16 protein-coding genes and 1 other RNA gene are annotated in these 15547 nt (G+C 58.0%); 14 read left to right on the top strand and 3 right to left on the bottom strand.

Translation table 11 applies throughout. The annotated features are described in order from the left end of the window. The first annotated feature begins 73 nt into the window (after nt 1–73). The 4 genes from QP915_RS03130 to QP915_RS03145 all read left to right on the top strand — a co-directional run bounded on the left by QP915_RS03130 (nt 74) and on the right by QP915_RS03145 (nt 3849). Nucleotides 74–1162 (top strand): S1 family peptidase, encoded by a 1089-nt coding sequence (locus QP915_RS03130; RefSeq protein ID WP_284767976.1) that lies wholly within the window; start codon nt 74–76, stop codon nt 1160–1162. Between the two features lie 262 nt (nt 1163–1424). Further along, nucleotides 1425–1670: a FeoA domain-containing protein gene (locus QP915_RS03135; RefSeq protein WP_284767977.1), complete on the top strand. Its 246-nt coding sequence runs from the start codon at nt 1425–1427 to the stop codon at nt 1668–1670. Next, the gene (feoB, locus tag QP915_RS03140) at nt 1670–3592 is read left to right on the top strand and encodes a ferrous iron transport protein B (protein ID WP_284767978.1); all 1923 of its coding nucleotides are present in this window, start codon (nt 1670–1672) and stop codon (nt 3590–3592) included. Before QP915_RS03135 ends, feoB begins: the two co-directional genes overlap by 1 nt. Then, complete coding sequence (locus QP915_RS03145; protein WP_284767979.1) at nt 3589–3849, top strand: MarR family transcriptional regulator; 261 nt, start codon at nt 3589–3591, stop codon at nt 3847–3849. Before feoB ends, QP915_RS03145 begins: the two co-directional genes overlap by 4 nt. Here QP915_RS03145 and hisN read toward each other — a convergent pair. Together hisN and QP915_RS03155 are read right to left on the bottom strand one after the other, a co-directional pair. After that, nucleotides 3846–4628 (bottom strand): histidinol-phosphatase, encoded by a 783-nt coding sequence (hisN, locus tag QP915_RS03150; protein ID WP_284767980.1) that lies wholly within the window; start codon nt 4626–4628, stop codon nt 3846–3848. The two genes, QP915_RS03145 and hisN, sit on opposite strands and share 4 nt — an antisense overlap. Further along, nucleotides 4621–5457, bottom strand: coding sequence for an inositol monophosphatase family protein (locus tag QP915_RS03155; protein ID WP_284767981.1), 837 nt, complete (start codon nt 5455–5457; stop codon nt 4621–4623). The genes hisN and QP915_RS03155 overlap by 8 nt, the downstream gene beginning before the upstream one ends. Before the next feature lie 60 nt (nt 5458–5517). Here QP915_RS03155 and prfB point away from each other — a divergent pair, with 60 nt between their 5' ends. Then, complete coding sequence (gene prfB / locus QP915_RS03160) at nt 5518–6621, top strand: peptide chain release factor 2 (protein ID WP_284767982.1); 1104 nt, start codon at nt 5518–5520, stop codon at nt 6619–6621. An 83-nt stretch (nt 6622–6704) separates the two neighbouring features. Here the strand turns inward: prfB and QP915_RS03165 are convergent, their stop codons facing one another. Then, the gene (locus tag QP915_RS03165) at nt 6705–8324 is read right to left on the bottom strand and encodes an AbgT family transporter (RefSeq protein ID WP_284767984.1); all 1620 of its coding nucleotides are present in this window, start codon (nt 8322–8324) and stop codon (nt 6705–6707) included. 109 nt (nt 8325–8433) lie between these two features. Here QP915_RS03165 and ftsE point away from each other — a divergent pair, with 109 nt between their 5' ends. From ftsE to QP915_RS03210, 9 genes are all read left to right on the top strand, one after another. Beyond that, on the top strand, nt 8434–9123 hold the full coding sequence (gene ftsE, locus QP915_RS03170) for a cell division ATP-binding protein FtsE (RefSeq protein ID WP_284767986.1): 690 nt from the start codon (nt 8434–8436) through the stop codon (nt 9121–9123). Continuing rightward, complete coding sequence (gene ftsX, locus QP915_RS03175) at nt 9120–10022, top strand: permease-like cell division protein FtsX (RefSeq protein ID WP_284767988.1); 903 nt, start codon at nt 9120–9122, stop codon at nt 10020–10022. The genes ftsE and ftsX overlap by 4 nt, the downstream gene beginning before the upstream one ends. Nucleotides 10023–10066: 44 nt before the next feature. Beyond that, complete coding sequence (gene smpB, locus QP915_RS03180) at nt 10067–10570, top strand: SsrA-binding protein SmpB (RefSeq protein WP_005322310.1); 504 nt, start codon at nt 10067–10069, stop codon at nt 10568–10570. Next, a complete protein-coding gene (locus tag QP915_RS03185) occupies nt 10563–10919 on the top strand; it encodes a DUF488 domain-containing protein (RefSeq protein ID WP_284767991.1) in 357 nt (118 codons plus the stop codon). The genes smpB and QP915_RS03185 overlap by 8 nt, the downstream gene beginning before the upstream one ends. A gap of 62 nt (nt 10920–10981) precedes the next feature. After that, nucleotides 10982–11362, top strand: a transfer-messenger RNA (tmRNA) gene (ssrA, locus tag QP915_RS03190). A gap of 155 nt (nt 11363–11517) precedes the next feature. Further along, a complete protein-coding gene (locus tag QP915_RS03195) occupies nt 11518–12513 on the top strand; it encodes a siderophore ABC transporter substrate-binding protein (protein WP_284768011.1) in 996 nt (331 codons plus the stop codon). Nucleotides 12514–12576: 63 nt separating this feature from the next. Next, on the top strand, nt 12577–13542 hold the full coding sequence (locus QP915_RS03200) for an ABC transporter permease (protein WP_284767992.1): 966 nt from the start codon (nt 12577–12579) through the stop codon (nt 13540–13542). Next, entirely contained in the window at nt 13532–14515 is a 984-nt protein-coding gene (locus QP915_RS03205) for an iron chelate uptake ABC transporter family permease subunit (protein WP_284766700.1), read from the top strand. Before QP915_RS03200 ends, QP915_RS03205 begins: the two co-directional genes overlap by 11 nt. Beyond that, a complete protein-coding gene (locus QP915_RS03210) occupies nt 14512–15267 on the top strand; it encodes an iron ABC transporter ATP-binding protein (protein WP_284767993.1) in 756 nt (251 codons plus the stop codon). Before QP915_RS03205 ends, QP915_RS03210 begins: the two co-directional genes overlap by 4 nt. Nucleotides 15268–15547 lie beyond the last annotated feature (280 nt).

The following is a 15547-nucleotide window of genomic DNA, read 5'->3' on the forward strand; positions in this document are numbered from 1 at the left end:
TTTGCTGTTTCCACAATTTTTTCGTGCCAGTATCGAGCTTGCACGATGTTGACAACTGAAAGTAGGTACCTTGATGCTTCGCATACCGCACCTCAAGAAAGTCCTGGTGGGCTCGGCTTTCGCTGGTGCGTTTTTCCTGGGTTCCCCGGCCGCAGGCGCCCAGGAATTGCCCCAACCGGATTTCGACTCCGCAGGGATTATTAACCAGGTCCGAGATGGCCTGGCGGGGGTTGGTATCCAAACCCCGCAGGTGGATAAGAACGTCACCGACGCCGTAGATTCCTCTGTGCACAACGCGCAGCAAGCCGTGCAGCATACGGCCCAGCAGGCGCAGTACGCGGAGCCAATGACCAACCCGAATCCCATCGGCCTAGCGGAGCAGGCTACCCAGCCGGAATTTAAACCTAAGGGCACCAATCCGAACTACAAGTGGAAAAATGATGGATTTTCCAAGGTAGCTGCGGGCAAGCCACAGGCTGACTACGTATTGCACCGCGTTCCGGGCTCTATGTTTGATGCCCCACGCATTCCCGAAGAATCTGTTGCGGCCATGAATGAGGGCGAGTCGCTCTACGGCCCAGGCACCCCGCTCTATGTCAATAAGGAATCGATGTGCACCTTGACCGTGGCGGGCAAGGATAATGCTGGCCGCAAGGTGGGTCTGACCGCCGCGCACTGCGGCAATGTGGGAGATCCTGTTACCTCCGCCGATTCGGAGCAGATCGGCCCGACGGGCACCGTAGTGTCTAAGAACGAGGACCTGGATTACGCCGTCATTGAGTTCGGCTCTAAGGCCAAGGTATCCCGTTCGTATAATGGCGTGACCGTCAATGAGTTGGGTGGTGGCGTTAAGCCGGGGCAGCAGGTGTGCAAGCAGGGTGTCGCTACCGGCAAGACCTGCGGCATGACCTATCAGCAGGCAAAGAAGATTCAGGTTAACCAGGTGTGTGCCATGATGGGCGATTCCGGCGCTCCATTGTTGGTCAATGGCCGCCTAGTTGGCTCGATTACCGGTGGTTTCCTGCCGGTGAATTTCCCGTGCCGTACCCCATTGCAGGGGCCGGTCCATAACCCAACCGCCGCAACCACCATGGATGCAGTCCTGGAGGATATGAATCGCCGTGGCGGCGTAGGCGCTGGTTTCGCGCTACCGCAGGACTAACCTCGTCCCTGCTCTTTGCCCGCTCCCGATGTACTGGGAGCGGGCACTTTTATGTCTCTGTCTAGTGCTGATAATCACAACTAATCGGCGCTTGTGTGAAACCCTTTTGCGGACTAAGGTTAGGCTTATCTAGAAGCTACTTAGGTGTGGCTAACATCACCGGCGTGAGCCGGACCGAGAGAACCGAGGTGACCGCGCGATGTTGCAGCTGTCCTTATTGTCCCGCACCCGCACCCAGCAGACCGGCGAAAGGTCTGAATGTATGCGTGCCGATCAAGCCCCAGTGGACGCATTGGTAGAACTACCTGAATGCTGCCTGCGGCATGCGATTGAGTCGCAGCCGGCGTTGGCGCTGCGTATGCGTGAACTGGGATTCCGGCCAGGGGTGCGCGTGCAGATCGGGCGTAAGGTGGCCGGTGGGGCGCGCTTGGTTACTATCGGCAGTGCTCGGTATGCGGTAGATGCGCATACGCTGCGCCAGCTCGAAGTTATCCCGGTGTCAGCATAATGGCACGCAAAACCGCAGCGCCAAGCTGTCATTCCGCATCCTCCATGCGTATCGCCGCGGAGGGAACGCCTGTCCTAGCCTTGGTCGGGGCTCCAAATTCCGGCAAATCTACCTTGTTCAACGCGTTGACCGGAGCGAAGGTCCAGACCGGCAACTGGCCGGGCACTTCCGTAGAAGTCAGCCGTGGTTTGTGGAATGCGCGGCCAGAGGCCTTCGACATCATCGATCTGCCCGGTGCTTATTCCTTGGAACCAATGAGTCCGGACGAGGAATTCACCCGAGATATGCTCGTTGAGTGCCCACCGTGTGAGCGCCCAGATGTGGTTGTGGTGTTGGTGGATGCCACTGCGCCGGCGCGAGGGCTTAACCTCGCATTCCAAATTGCGGAATACCCGTATCGAGTGGTGGTGGGGGTTACTAAAGAGGACGTCGCCAAGCAGCAGGGCATTAGCATCGATACCTCCGCGCTATCGCGCGCCGTGGGCATGCCGGTGGTCAGCGTCAATGGTCGCCGCCGAGAAAACCTCGATGCGCTGGAGGGCGCCGTTGCAAAAGCAATGCAGACGGAGCCACAGACTATCCGCCCCAACGCCGATGTGGACCAGCGCTTTGCGGATCTGGATGCGGCCGAGAAAGTTGCAGTCAGCCATGAAAATGTGGGGGAGCCACTTAGCCAGCGCGTAGACCGCTTGGTATTGCACCCAGTGCTCGGACCGATTCTATTCCTGGCGGTGATGTGGGCCGTCTTCTTTATCACCACTACGGTCGCAGGGCCGCTGCAGGACGGATTGGAGGCGTTCATTACCGGCCCTGTATCCGATGCAGCGCGCAGTATCCTCCCAGACCATTGGCTGGTAACGGGCCTACTGGTAGATGGGCTCATCGGTGGTGTGGGCATGGTGCTCACCTTTGCGCCGCTCCTCGCGCTGATGTTTCTGTGCTTGGCGGTGCTAGAGGATTCCGGTTACATGGCGCGCGCGGCGGTGGTCACTGACCGCGTCATGCGCGCCATCGGCCTGCCCGGCAAGGCCTTTATCCCCATTGTGGTGGGCTATGGCTGCAATGTCCCGGCGATTTCGGCTACGCGCGTGCTTGGCGACGTCCGCCATCGCATCCTCACCTGCCTGCTTATCCCCTTCACCTCTTGTTCGGCCCGGCTCATCGTGTTTATGATGCTGGCGCAGGTCTTTTTCCCCGCTCATGCTGGTTCCGCGGTATTCGCCATGTACGTGCTGTCTATCGCACTGGTGGTGTTGGTAGGCCTCGCCTTGCGCCGCACGGTATGGCGCGCCATGCCATCCGAAGCCCTGGTTATCGATCTTCCGGCTTATCAGTTGCCTACGTTTAAACTCACCGTGTCGGTCATGTGGGTAAGACTCAAAGGATTTTTGCACACCGCCGGAGGCATCATTGTGGCTACGGTCGTGGTCATCTGGTTGTTGATGTCTATTCCGGTCACTGGTGGGCACTCCTTCAACGAAGAGGCGGTAGCGCCGCAAGATTCCGCCTACGGTGCGGTGTCTAAAGCGATGTCCCCGGTCTTTGCACCTGCTGGGTTTGATTCTTGGTCCCTCACCGGGCCGCTTGTCACCGGGTTCGTGGCGAAGGAGACTCTCATTTCCACTTGGGCTCAGACGTATGCGGTAGAAGACGTCACTGACGATGCACCAGAGGAGCAAGCAGAATCTCCGTTGGCTAGCCATATTCGCGCCGACTTCGATGCGGCCTCTGGCGGGCACGGGCTGGCTGCGGTGTGGGCGTATATGGTCTTCCTTCTGGCCTATACCCCTTGCGTGGCCACGGTGGCCGCACAGCGGCGAGAAATAGGTTGGAAGTGGACCCTCATCGGGTTTGCGCTGCAGCTAGCAACCGCCTGGATCCTTGCGGTAGGAGTATTTCAAATCCTCAAGGTCTTCCTATGAGCCCCACGGAGAAGGTCAAGGAGGCCATCACACAGGGAAAATCCAATCCTGCCGACATTGCACAGGCGGCGGGGTTGGGGCAGGGGACCGTGGAGGTAATCTTGGCCTACCTCGAGCGCAGCGAGGAGCTAGTGAAAGAATCGCTGACCTCGTGCCCTAGCGGTGGCTGCGGGAATTGCGCGCAGGCGGGTGGTTGTTCGGGTGCGGTTGCCGAGCGCCGCGGCCCAGTTCTGCTCCAGCTGCGGAGAAATCCCTAGCCCTGCAATGCGGCAAGGGCGTGCTTGTGGAGCAGACCGTTGGAGGCGACGCCGGATCCACCGTGCGGGCCGGGGTTTCCGCCCAGGTCCGTGAAAGTACCGCCGGCCTCGGTCACGATGAGGGAAGGCGCGGCGAGGTCCCACAAGGACACCTCGGGTTCGGCGGCGATGTCTACCGCGCCTTCGGCCACGAGGCAGTAGGACCAGAAATCACCATAGCCGCGCAGACGCCAGGTCTTGTCCGTGAGCGCGAGGAACTGATCGCGCAGGCCGCGTTCGGCCCAACCGGTCAGCGAGCTCATAGCCAGCGAAGAATCGGCGAGCTTTTCCACGTGGGATACGCTCAAGCGCTTCGGCTCGCCGCCGAAAACGCGGAAGGCACCAGCGCCCTTGGCGGCGTACCAACGGCGGCGCAGGGCGGGTGCGGAAACCACCGAGACTACCGGTTCGCCATCTTCCAAAAGGGAGATGAGCGTGGCCCATACGGGGACGCCACGCACGAAATTCTTGGTGCCGTCGATGGGATCGATGACCCACTGGCGACCCTTATAGCAGGCCTCGCCGCCGTATTCCTCACCCAGCACTTCATCGCGCGGGCGGGAGCGCTTGAGGGACTCGCGGATATGCTTCTCACAGGTGAGATCCGCATCCGATACGGGAGACATATCTGGCTTTTCCTTGACGGAAAGGTCTGAGGCCTCGAAACGATGCATGGTCACTACATCGGCATGGCCCGCCAGCTCGAGCGCGAGGCCCAAGTCTTCTTTGAACTTACCCACGGAGCCAATCCTCCATCTGATCCACTACCTGTTTATTGCCGGCCAGGCACCATTCGACACCGCCGGCTTCTACCTTGCGGGCAGCACCGCCGGCCGCCTCCACGAGGGCTTTGCCGGGGAACCAATCCCAATCCGCCACCGAATGCTGCATCCATGCGCCCCATGTGCCATCGGCCACGGAGGACAGGTCAACAGAACCGGCACCGAGCATACGGACTGTAGCAAAGTTTTCCGCCACGCGCTGCCATGCCCCGCGGATATCCGCATCTACCAGCGAGGTTGGGTGCAGATACGTGGATAGAGAAATCTGTTCGGCCGGCTTCTCCTGCAGGCGAGCTACCTCCTTGCCGTCGAGGGAAGTGGGGTAGTCCCGGCCGCCGAACCAGGTATAGCCCATGGCGGGGCGGTGGACGGCGCCGAGGATGATCCCGGTGGCGTCGGTAAGCGCGAGGGCAGAGCACCAATAATCGGAGCCGGAAGAGAAGTTGTAGGTGCCATCAACCGGGTCAATGACCCAGGTGCGGCCGGACTGGGACTCGCGGGCCGCACCCTCTTCGCCGAGGATGCCGTCTTCTGGGCGCACGGCCTCGAGCACGCCCGCAACGAAGCGCTCGGCCGCCCTGTCCGCATCCGTAACAACGTCCGAGATAGAAGTCTTGTGCTCTACGTCGACGCCCATCTCGCGCAAGCGCCAGGCCAGGCGGCCGGCGTTATAGACAAGGGCCTGCGCTAGGTGCGCATCCCCGTCATCCGCGTGCGCGACAATGAAGGTCTTGATGACCGCATCGATCATCTCCTGCAAGCTCGGCTTTTGATCCATGCCCACCATTGTCACCCTAAACGCGGCCGATGGCTAATTATGCAGTCCGGGTGGGTAGGATTGGGGCCTATGCGTCCCGAAGTAACAGCACGGCTCAAGCAATTGGAAACCACCCTGACCACCATTGAGAAGGTTATGGACCCGGAGGCTTTGGCTGCCCGCATTCGGGAACTAGAGGCCCAGGCCGGAGACCCGTCCTTGTGGGACGACCCCGCCTACGCGCAACAAGTCACCTCCGAGCTTTCCGCAGCGCAGGCTAAGGTCCGCAAGCTGGAATCGCTGCGCGGGCGCTTAGAGGACATGCCCGTGATGTACGAACTCGCGGAAGAAGAGGGGGATACCTCCCTGGCGGATGATGAGCTCGATTCCCTGGAGTCGGCCATCGAATCGCTGGAGGTCACCACCATGCTTTCTGGTGAATATGACCCGCGTGAGGCGGTTATCAATATCCGCTCCGGCGCCGGCGGTGTGGACGCGGCCGACTGGGCCGAAATGCTCATGCGCATGTACACGCGCTGGGCAGAAAAGCACGGCCACAAGGTTGACGTCTATGACATTTCCTATGCAGAGGAGGCCGGTATCAAGTCCGCGACCTTTGTCGTCCACGGTGAATACATGTACGGCCAGCTTTCCGTGGAGCAGGGGGCGCACCGCCTAGTGCGCATCTCGCCCTTTGATAACCAAGGGCGGCGCCAGACCTCCTTCGCCGAGGTAGAAGTTTTGCCGGTGGTGGAGCAGACCGACCACATCGATATCCCGGACAATGACGTGCGCGTCGATGTCTATCGGTCTTCTGGTCCGGGCGGCCAGTCCGTCAATACCACCGACTCGGCGGTGCGCCTGACCCACATTCCCACCGGCATTGTGGTGACCTGCCAAAACGAAAAGTCGCAGATCCAAAATAAGGCCTCGGCCATGCGCGTGCTGCAGGCAAAGCTACTGGAGCGCAAGCGTCAGGAGGAACAAGCTGAGCTCGATGCGTTGGGCGCCGGTGGTAACGCCTCTTGGGGCAACCAGATGCGCTCCTACGTGCTGCACCCGTATCAGATGGTCAAAGACTTACGCACCAATTTCGAGGTGGGCGATCCCTCCAAGGTGCTCGATGGCGATATCGATGGCTTTCTTGAATCCGGTATCCGCTGGCGCATGCAGCAGCAAGAAGACCAAGATTAGGTCCATACTGATCGGGCTGAATTGAACACGAAAAGGCCGAACTGAGGGGAGAAACTCCTCAGTTCGGCCTGATCTCTATGGACTTAACCCGCGTAGTCCATCGGTGCGCCTGGTCCCAGCGGAATGCCGATGAGATACCAGATGACGAAGAAGGCGAACCAGCCCACCAACATGGACAGCGAGTAAGGAAGCGCCAGCGACATCAAAGTACCCACACCTGCTGGCTTGTAATAGCGCTGCAGGAAGGTCAACGCCAAGGCGAAGTAAGGCGACATTGGGGTGATGATATTTGTCGGGGAGTCACCGATACGGAAGAGCATCTGGGAGACCTCAGGCGAGACGCCCACATACATCATCATCGGCACGATGACCGGGGCCATCAGGGCCCACTGGGCGGAACCGGAGGTGATGAAGAGGTTAAGCAGTGCGACCATGGCCACCAATGCCGCAAACATGACTAGTGGCGGCAAAGACCAGTGTTGGAGCAATTCGGAGCCCTTAATCGCAGTCCACACGCCCAAGTTCGACCACTCGAACCAGGCCAGGAACTGTGCCACCGCGAAGAAGAGGACCAGCATGGGAACGAGGGTCTCGATGCCCTTGGCCATAAACTCCGGCACATCAGCAGCTGACTTCACGGTGCCTGCCGCCAGGCCGTAGACAATGCCGCACACCAAGAAAGCCAGGGCAATCGGCACCGCGATGGCGCTAATCAGAGGCGATTCCATGAAGCTATCCCCTTGGCTCGCCAGCGGGGAGCCAGGAATAAATAGCAAGGCAAAGAAGGCGGCAAGGAAGAGCACGAGCGCGATGCCGGAAGCGATCAGGCCACGCTGCTCGTTGGGCTTGATGCGCATTGCCTCTTCATCATCGGTGAAGTCGTACTCCTCATCCTCTTCTGTGTCCGCGGTGGCCCCACCGGCGGCCTTGGAAAAGGACACCTCTTCATAATTAATGTGGTCGTGGTCCACGAGCTCGCGGGCCTTTTTGACCATGAGGAATTCCGTGACCGCTGTAATGATGAGGGAGAGCACCACTGCGGATGGGATGACAAAGAAGATATTGGCCAGCGGGCTGACCTCATATTCGGGGTCCACAAACTGTGCAGCCGGGGTAGAAATACCCGCCAGCAGGAGGTCGGTGATATTCAGAATCAGCGAGGCATTGAAGCCGGCAGACGATGCTGCGAAGGCCACCATCGCGCCGACGATGGGGGAGCGGCCCACGGCGTGGAAGGCCATTGCGCCCAGCGGGATCAGGATGACGTAGATGGCATCAGAGGCCACAGAGCCGGTCACACCGGCCAGCGCCACCACGAAGGTCAGCATTTTCGCGCTGACCTTGGTCACCATCGCGCGCACCAAAGCGGAAAGCAGGCCAGACTGCTCCGCCACGGCCACGCCGAGCATGACGGCAAGGATGACGCCGAGCGGCGGGAAGCTGGTGAAGTTCTCCACTGCATCAGTAACCATCCGCGAGATATTCTCGGTGGTCAGCAGGGATTCTACTTCGATGGTGTCGCCGGTCTTGGGGTCCTCGGCGGTCATGCCGACGAGGTGTCCTAGCCAAGAGGTCACAGCGACGATGGCTGCGAGGATGACGAAGAGCCAGAATGGATCCGGTAGCTTATTGCCAATCTTTTCTACAGTGCCCAGGAAGCCGCTTGCAGAACGTGGTTTTTCTTTAGTTTCGGTTTCGGCCATTGTATCGGCACTTTCTGTCGATTGGGTCGGAACAAATTAGTGTCTTAGACCACATTACTTAAATACAGTTCACAGCGTGGTGTCAACTTTAGTTGCTACAGTGATTCGCGTGATTAGATTCGACAACGTGACTAAGGCTTACTCCGCCGAGTCTCGCCCAGCGCTCGACGGGGTGTCCTTCGAGATTGCGGATGGCGAATTCGCCTTCCTTATTGGTCCGTCCGGCTCCGGTAAGTCCACCTTCTTGGAGCTTATGGTGCGCTATAGCAACGTGTCCAAGGGCGATATTTATTTCGATGATTTCCACGTCAATGAGCTTTCGGGCAAGCAGATCAACGCGCTGCGCCAGTCCATTGGTTATGTGTTCCAGGACTTTCGCCTGCTTCCCAAGCTGACGGTTTACCAAAACGTGGCCTTTGCGCTGGAGGTTATTGGCAAGAGCAAGTACCGCATCTCCACCTCGGTCCCGCAGGTTTTGGACTTGGTGGGACTAGAGGATCGCCGCGATGCGTATCCCCACGAGCTTTCCGGTGGCGAGCAGCAGCGCGTGGCCATTGCGCGCGCGGTGGTCAATCGGCCGAAGCTTTTGCTTGCCGACGAACCCACGGGCAACCTCGATCCCTCCACCGCCGACGAGATCATGGACTTGCTGCTGGGCATCAACCGCCGTGGCACCACCGTGGTGATGTCCACCCACAATGCCCGCGCCGTCAATAGGGCGCGCAGGCGTGTGCTGGAGCTGCGCAATGGAGTCCTTGTGCGCGACGAGCACGAGGCGATGTACGAGGGGGAAGCATGAAGCTAGGTTTTATTTTCCGCGAGGCCACCAAGGGTCTTGGCCGCAACCTGACCATGACCATCGCCATGATCATCACCACCGCTATTGCCGTAGGCCTCGTTGTCGCCGGCATCATGGTGACCAACCTGACCAAGGACACGAAGGAGATCTATCTCGACCGCGTTGAGGTCATGGTCCAGCTCAATGAGGACATCTCCGCCGGTGACCCGGACTGCTTAACCCCGGCCTGCGCGGATCTCCAGAGCCAGCTCGACGCGGATGATTCCGTCGAGTCCGTGGAGTACCGCAACCGTGCGGAATCTTATGAGCGGTTCAAGGAGCTTTTCCAAGACACCGATCCCGTCATGGTGGAACAAACCTCGCCCGACGCACTGCCGGCAGCGTTCCACGTGCGCCTGAAGGATCCAGAAGACGCTTCTGCGATCGATGCGATTAGGGATAATCCGGCGGTAGAGGATGTCGTCGACCAGCAGCAAGAAGTGCGCGATGCCGCAAGCAACCTGGACTCTATCCGCAATGCCACCTTTGTGCTGGCCATCGTGATGTCCGTGGCGGCCATCTTCTTGGTGGCCAATATGGTGCAGATCGCCGCGTTCCACCGCACCCGTGAAACGGAAATCATGCGCATGGTGGGTGCGAGCCGGTGGATGACGCAAGCGCCGTTCGTACTGGAAGCAGTGCTGGCCTCGCTCATCGGCGTGGTCTTGGGTGGTGCCGGAATCTTCCTGGGCAAATCCCAAGTGGTGGACCCATCCCTGCAAGGCCTGTATGAATCCCAGCTGCTTGCCCCCATGAAATCCGGCGACCTCTGGATTGCCCTGCCTCTCGTGGGCTTGCTGGCGTTGGTGGTCACCGCCGTCACGGCACATATCACCCTGCGGTCCTATGTGCGCAAATAGCCCGTTTGCTGGGGCAGCCAAAAGGGCACTACACTGCCATAATTATGGCTAAGAAGGGCAAGAAGAATAAGAAGGCGGCGTCCGGCGAAGCAACGCTCGCTACCAACCGCCGGGCCCGGCATGATTACAAGATCCTCGAGGAATACGAGTGTGGCATCGTCCTGCTCGGCACCGAGATCAAATCCCTGCGGGAGGGAAAAATCTCGCTCAATGATGCCTTCGCCACTATCGACGATGGCGAGGTGTACCTGCGTAACCTGCACATTCCGGAATACTCCATGGGCTCGTGGACGAATCACAGCCCGCGGCGCACCCGCAAGCTTTTGCTGCACCGCCGCGAAATCGACAAGCTCTACGGTCAGGTGCGCAACGGCAATAAGACCTTGGTCCCGCTCAAGGTCTACCTCAAGAATGGCTACGCCAAGCTTTCGCTCGCACTGGCTCAAGGTAAGCAGGACTATGACAAGCGCGAGGATATTAAGCGCCGCGACCAAGACCGCGAAATTTCCCGCGAGCTCGGCCGCCGCGTGAAGGGAATCAATGTTTAAGATAGCGAAGGTTCACGACGTGGTTAAGGGCGAGGACACCATCCATGGCACGGGGGTGCTGGTGGATCGGATGTGGCCCCGGGGTGTCGCCAAGAGCGACTTGGCCTACGACGAGTGGTTCAAGGACGTCGCGCCGAGCCCCGAGCTGCGCAAGTGGTGGAACCACGATGAGGATCGCTTCGACGAGTTTGCCCGCCGCTACAAGGCCGAGCTCGATGACAATGATTCCGACGAGCTTGCCCAATTGCGTGCGCTTGCCGACGCCACCCTCCTCTTCGCCGCCGCCAACCGCACGGTCAACCATGCGGTCGTCCTCAAGGAGTGGTTAGAGGAGCACTTGAGGAAATAAAAGCGGGTGGGGTAGTGTTGAACGAACCGTAGGGAAGATGCACTATCCCGTCCCTACAGCATGGGGTTGATTTGGTTTCGACTTCGTGCACTGCGCCAGGGGAAGCGTGCCGGTGCAGGCTAACGACCACCGTATAAGCGTCGTAGCAACCAATAAACGCAGAGAAGAACTCTCAGCGTGACTACGCCCTCGCTGCCTAATTACAGCGACGCGTATCTGTCAGCCTAGGTTTCGTTCCTGACCTAGATCCTGGCATCGACTAAGGAACTAGCCGGCTGGCCGGGTCATCAGGGCCAGTCGGGACTCTTACTGGTGACTGGGTCCATCATCCGGACGTGTTCGCCCGATCCGGAGGGCCGAGCAGAGATTCTGTGCGGACTGCGCACGGAGAAGCCCTGGCAAGGTGACGAAGGACCCGGGTTCAATTCCCGGCAGCTCCACCGATAGGCCCCCGAGACATCGGGGGCCTTTTCTCGTTTTCCCTTTCTTACAGCCCCCTCTCGCCACCCGGTGGGGGTAAGGGTACCCTAAACCTTGAAATATAAGGGCAACCTAAGTTAGGTTAGGCTGGTATTTGTTTCCCGTCCATAAGGAATTCATCGTGAAGAATATTCATCGCTCTCTTGTTGCTGCGGTTATCGCCGCTTCTTTGGCAGTGACTGCCTGCAGTCCCGCGGAAGATGGAGCAGTGGGGGAGGAAAAGGGGGCGTCGGCAAGCGCGCTCACGCTGCAGGACAATAACGGGGAACAGGAACTTCATCCTCCGTATGAGCGTGTAGCTGTAACTGATAACCGCGCCTTTGAGATCCTGTCTGATTGGGGTGTCAATATCGTGGCGGCTCCCCTCGACCTGGTGCCGGATACCCTTTCCAAAGACATCAATGAGGACAGCGTAGAAGCTAACCTGGGCTCCCACCGCGAACCAGACTTGGAAGCATTGGTGGCTGCAGAGCCAGATATTGTGGTTAACGGTCAGCGCTTCAGCCAGTATCAAGATGATCTGGAATCCCTCGTTGATGGAACCCCAGTGGTGGACTTCACCCCACGGGACGGCGAGGATATGGCGAAAGAGCTAATCCGCCAGACAGAGGCGATGGGCAAAGTTTTTGGACACGAGGAGGACGCCAAAGCCCTGGTCGATGACTTCAATGCTGCCTTGGAACGCGCCAAAAAGGCCTATGATCCGAACAAGAAGATCATGGCAGTAAATACCTCTGGCGGGGAGATTAACTACATTGCCCCAGGTAAGGGACGCTTCTATGGGCCACTCTTTGATCTAATCGGTATGACCCCAGCGCTCGAGGTAGACAATGCCAGCGATGACCACGAGGGTGACGATATTTCGGTGGAGGCGATCGCCAAATCCAACCCGGACTATATCCTCGTCATGGATCGCGATGGCGCCATAGCCAAGGATGAAGAAGGATATACCCCAGGTCAAAAGCTGGTAGAAGACTCCTCCGCGCTGAAGAACGTGACCGCGGTCAAAGAAGGCCACATCGTTACCGCTCCGCAGGACACCTACACCAACGAAAACATCATCACCTACACGGAAACGCTGAACGCGATGGCGGAGGCCTTCGAAAAGAATTAGCCAGCGCGCACGCCAAGGCCGGAGGGGAGGGGCCCTCCGGCCTTTGTCTGCTAGAGGAGAAAGATGGAAACTACCACGCGTCCTACGCTGTGGGATTGGAAGCTCGGCCTTGCAGTGCTGAGTGTTTGTGCCCTGCTCGCTGCCTCCTTGTTATTGGGGCAGTACGACGTCTTCGGCGCCGAGGACGGTGCAGCCATGTTCAGCATCACTCGGCTTCCGCGAACCATAGCGCTCGTTCTCGCTGGTGCCGCAATGGCCATGAGCGGGCTGGTCATGCAATTGTTGACCCAGAATCGCTTTGTAGAACCTTCTACCACGGGAACCACTGAGTGGGCGGGCCTTGGCCTGCTCTTCGTCTTGTGGATCGCTCCGACCGCGTCAATTCTGGTCAAGATGATGGGAGCCGTAGCCTTTTCTTTCATCGGCACCATTGTGTTCTTCCTCTTTCTGCGCCGCGTGACCTTGCGCTCCTCGCTCATCGTGCCCATCGTCGGCATCATGGTGGGAGCTGTGATTTCTGCAGTCTCCAGCTTCTTTGCCCTGCAAGCCGATATGCTGCAGCAGCTGGGAATTTGGTTCATGGGCTCTTTTACCTCTGTGTACAAGGGGCAATATGAAGTTTTGTGGCTGGTGCTAGCGGTTTTGGCCGCCGTATTTATTTATGCCGACCGGCTTACCGTTGTTGGCTTGGGTGAAGATATCGCCACCAACATAGGGCTCAACTACAACCGCATGCTTTTGCTGGGCACAAGCTTGATTGCCGTGGCTACCGGCGTCGTCACTGTGGTCGTTGGCTCTTTGCCATTCTTGGGGCTCATCGTGCCTAATGTGGTTTCGATGGTGCGTGGGGATGACCTGCGCTCCAACTTGCCGTGGGTCTGCCTTTTGGGCATAGGCATCGTGACCGTGTGCGACTTAGTAGGCCGCATCATTATTGCACCGTTTGAGATGCCAGTTTCAGTGATTCTTGGGGTGCTGGGTGCAACTGTTTTCATCGTGATGATCGTGAGGTCCACTCGTGCACGCTAAGCTTTCGCGGAAAAGGTATTGGCTCACTCTAGCCTGCGTATGGGCGCTGGCCTTGGCTTTTGCCTTCGCCTGGTTGGCATACGACAATCCGATGCAGTTCGGATCGCGCAAATTCTGGCTCATTGCGCAGCGCCGCGCGGACGCGCTCATCGCTATGGCAATTGTGGCGGTGTGCCAGGCGATGGCTACGGTGGCTTTTCACACTGTTACGAATAACCGGATTCTTACCCCATCCATCATGGGCTTTGAGTCATTGTATGTAGCGATCAATACTGCGACCATCTTCTTCCTTGGAGCAGCAGGGCTTAACGACGCCCGCACACTCCCCACATTCCTATTCCAAATGGCGCTCATGGTGGGGCTGTCCTTGGTGCTGTACTCGTGGCTACTGACCAATAACACGCACAATATGCACGCCATGCTGCTGGTCGGTGTGGTTATCGGTGGAGGCTTGGGCTCCCTATCTACGTTTATGCAGCGAATTCTTACGCCGAGCGAGTTTGACGTGCTCACCGCGCGCCTATTCGGCTCCATCAACAACGCGGAATCAGACTACTATCCCATCGTCATTCCCATCGTTGCGATCGTGGCAACGCTCTTGCTACTCAATGCGCGTACCTTGAACGCGATTTCCCTAGGCAACGATGTCAGTACGAATTTGGGAGTAAACCACAAAGGCCATGCAATCTATACCTTGATTTTGGTGTCCCTCTTGATGGCCACGACAACCGCCTTGGTAGGACCCATGACCTTCCTGGGATTTTTGGTTGCCACGTTGGCTTATCAGTTCACCGATACCTATGACCACCGTTTCATTTTCCCGATGGCCATTGGCCTGGCTTTCTTGCTGCTTACCGCCGCCTACTTCCTTATGCGGCACGTGTTCGACGCTCAAGGCGTGGTGTCCATCATCATTGAGCTCGTGGGCGGCTGTGCATTTCTCTTTATCATCTTGCGAAAGGGGCGACTGTGATCGAAGTAAAGAACGTATCCAAACGCTACTCTGGGGAAGTGGCTATTGGTCCGCTCAACCTGCGGATCCCGAAAGGCGGAATTACCGCCTTGATTGGCCCCAATGGAGCTGGCAAATCCACCATGCTCACCATGATTGGCCGTCTATTGGACATGGACGAGGGCACGATCGAAGTCGCCGGACAGGACGTCCAATCCACGAAATCCGCGGAGTTAGCAAAAGTGGTGTCCATTCTGCGGCAAGAAAATCACTTCGTCACCAAGCTGACTGTGCGGCAATTGATTGGCTTTGGCCGCTTTCCCTACACCAAAGGTCGACTAACGCCGCATGACGAGGAAGTAATTTCCACATACATAGCTTTCTTCCACCTAGAAGAATTGCAGCACCGGTATCTTGATGAGCTTTCAGGAGGCCAACGTCAGCGTGCGTATGTAGCGATGGTCCTGTGCCAAGAGACGGAATACGTCCTATTAGACGAGCCGCTCAACAATCTGGATATTGCTCATTCTGTAGAGATGATGCGACATCTCAAAGACGCTGCGCAGTCTCTTGGGCGGACCATTGTTGTGGTGCTGCATGACATAAACTTCGCAGCCCGGTATGCCGACTACATCTGTGCGTGCAAAGAAAGCCGCATCGTTGAATTTGGATCAGTGGATGACATCATTCGCGATGACATTTTGACGTCCATCTTCAACACCCCGGTCCGAGTCATCGATGGTCCAGACGGAAAGATTGCTTGCTATCACTAGAAGAACCTGGGTTGTCCTGCGGGTTTGTGTTGTGTGGTTGTGGTGGACTACATTAATCCGAGTCGCCGCGAGGTAGCCGGGAGGTTACTTCTTTGCGAATTTTGTACGGGCTTGGTTCAAGGATTTGACAGGGTTCAATGATTTGAGTAAGTTTGTACGAGCCGCCAACGAGAGGTTAACGGTAGGTTAATTTTTTGTGGTGTGCGGATGATGTTTGAGAACTCAATAGTGTGCCAATGTACTTTTTATTTTTTGTGTGCATGGTTGTGTGTTGATTGGT

The sequence above is a fragment of the Corynebacterium sp. MSK158 genome (genome assembly GCF_030229085.1).
Lineage (GTDB): Bacteria > Actinomycetota > Actinomycetes > Mycobacteriales > Mycobacteriaceae > Corynebacterium.

What these genes read in the sequence shown, in the direction of transcription:
- feoB (WP_284767978.1), top strand. Translation starts at nt 1,670, where the DNA reads ATGGCACGCAAAACCGCAGCGCCAAGCTGTCATTCCGCATCCTCCATG.
- QP915_RS03135 (WP_284767977.1), top strand. Translation starts at nt 1,425, where the DNA reads ATGCGTGCCGATCAAGCCCCAGTGGACGCATTGGTAGAACTACCTGAA.
- QP915_RS03155 (WP_284767981.1), bottom strand. Translation starts at nt 5,457, where the DNA reads ATGGTGGGCATGGATCAAAAGCCGAGCTTGCAGGAGATGATCGATGCG.
- QP915_RS03165 (WP_284767984.1), bottom strand. Translation starts at nt 8,324, where the DNA reads ATGGCCGAAACCGAAACTAAAGAAAAACCACGTTCTGCAAGCGGCTTC.
- ftsX (WP_284767988.1), top strand. Translation starts at nt 9,120, where the DNA reads ATGAAGCTAGGTTTTATTTTCCGCGAGGCCACCAAGGGTCTTGGCCGC.
- QP915_RS03185 (WP_284767991.1), top strand. Translation starts at nt 10,563, where the DNA reads ATGTTTAAGATAGCGAAGGTTCACGACGTGGTTAAGGGCGAGGACACC.
- QP915_RS03200 (WP_284767992.1), top strand. Translation starts at nt 12,577, where the DNA reads ATGGAAACTACCACGCGTCCTACGCTGTGGGATTGGAAGCTCGGCCTT.
- QP915_RS03145 (WP_284767979.1), top strand. Translation starts at nt 3,589, where the DNA reads ATGAGCCCCACGGAGAAGGTCAAGGAGGCCATCACACAGGGAAAATCC.
- QP915_RS03130 (WP_284767976.1), top strand. Translation starts at nt 74, where the DNA reads ATGCTTCGCATACCGCACCTCAAGAAAGTCCTGGTGGGCTCGGCTTTC.
- smpB (WP_005322310.1), top strand. Translation starts at nt 10,067, where the DNA reads ATGGCTAAGAAGGGCAAGAAGAATAAGAAGGCGGCGTCCGGCGAAGCA.
- prfB (WP_284767982.1), top strand. Translation starts at nt 5,518, where the DNA reads ATGCGTCCCGAAGTAACAGCACGGCTCAAGCAATTGGAAACCACCCTG.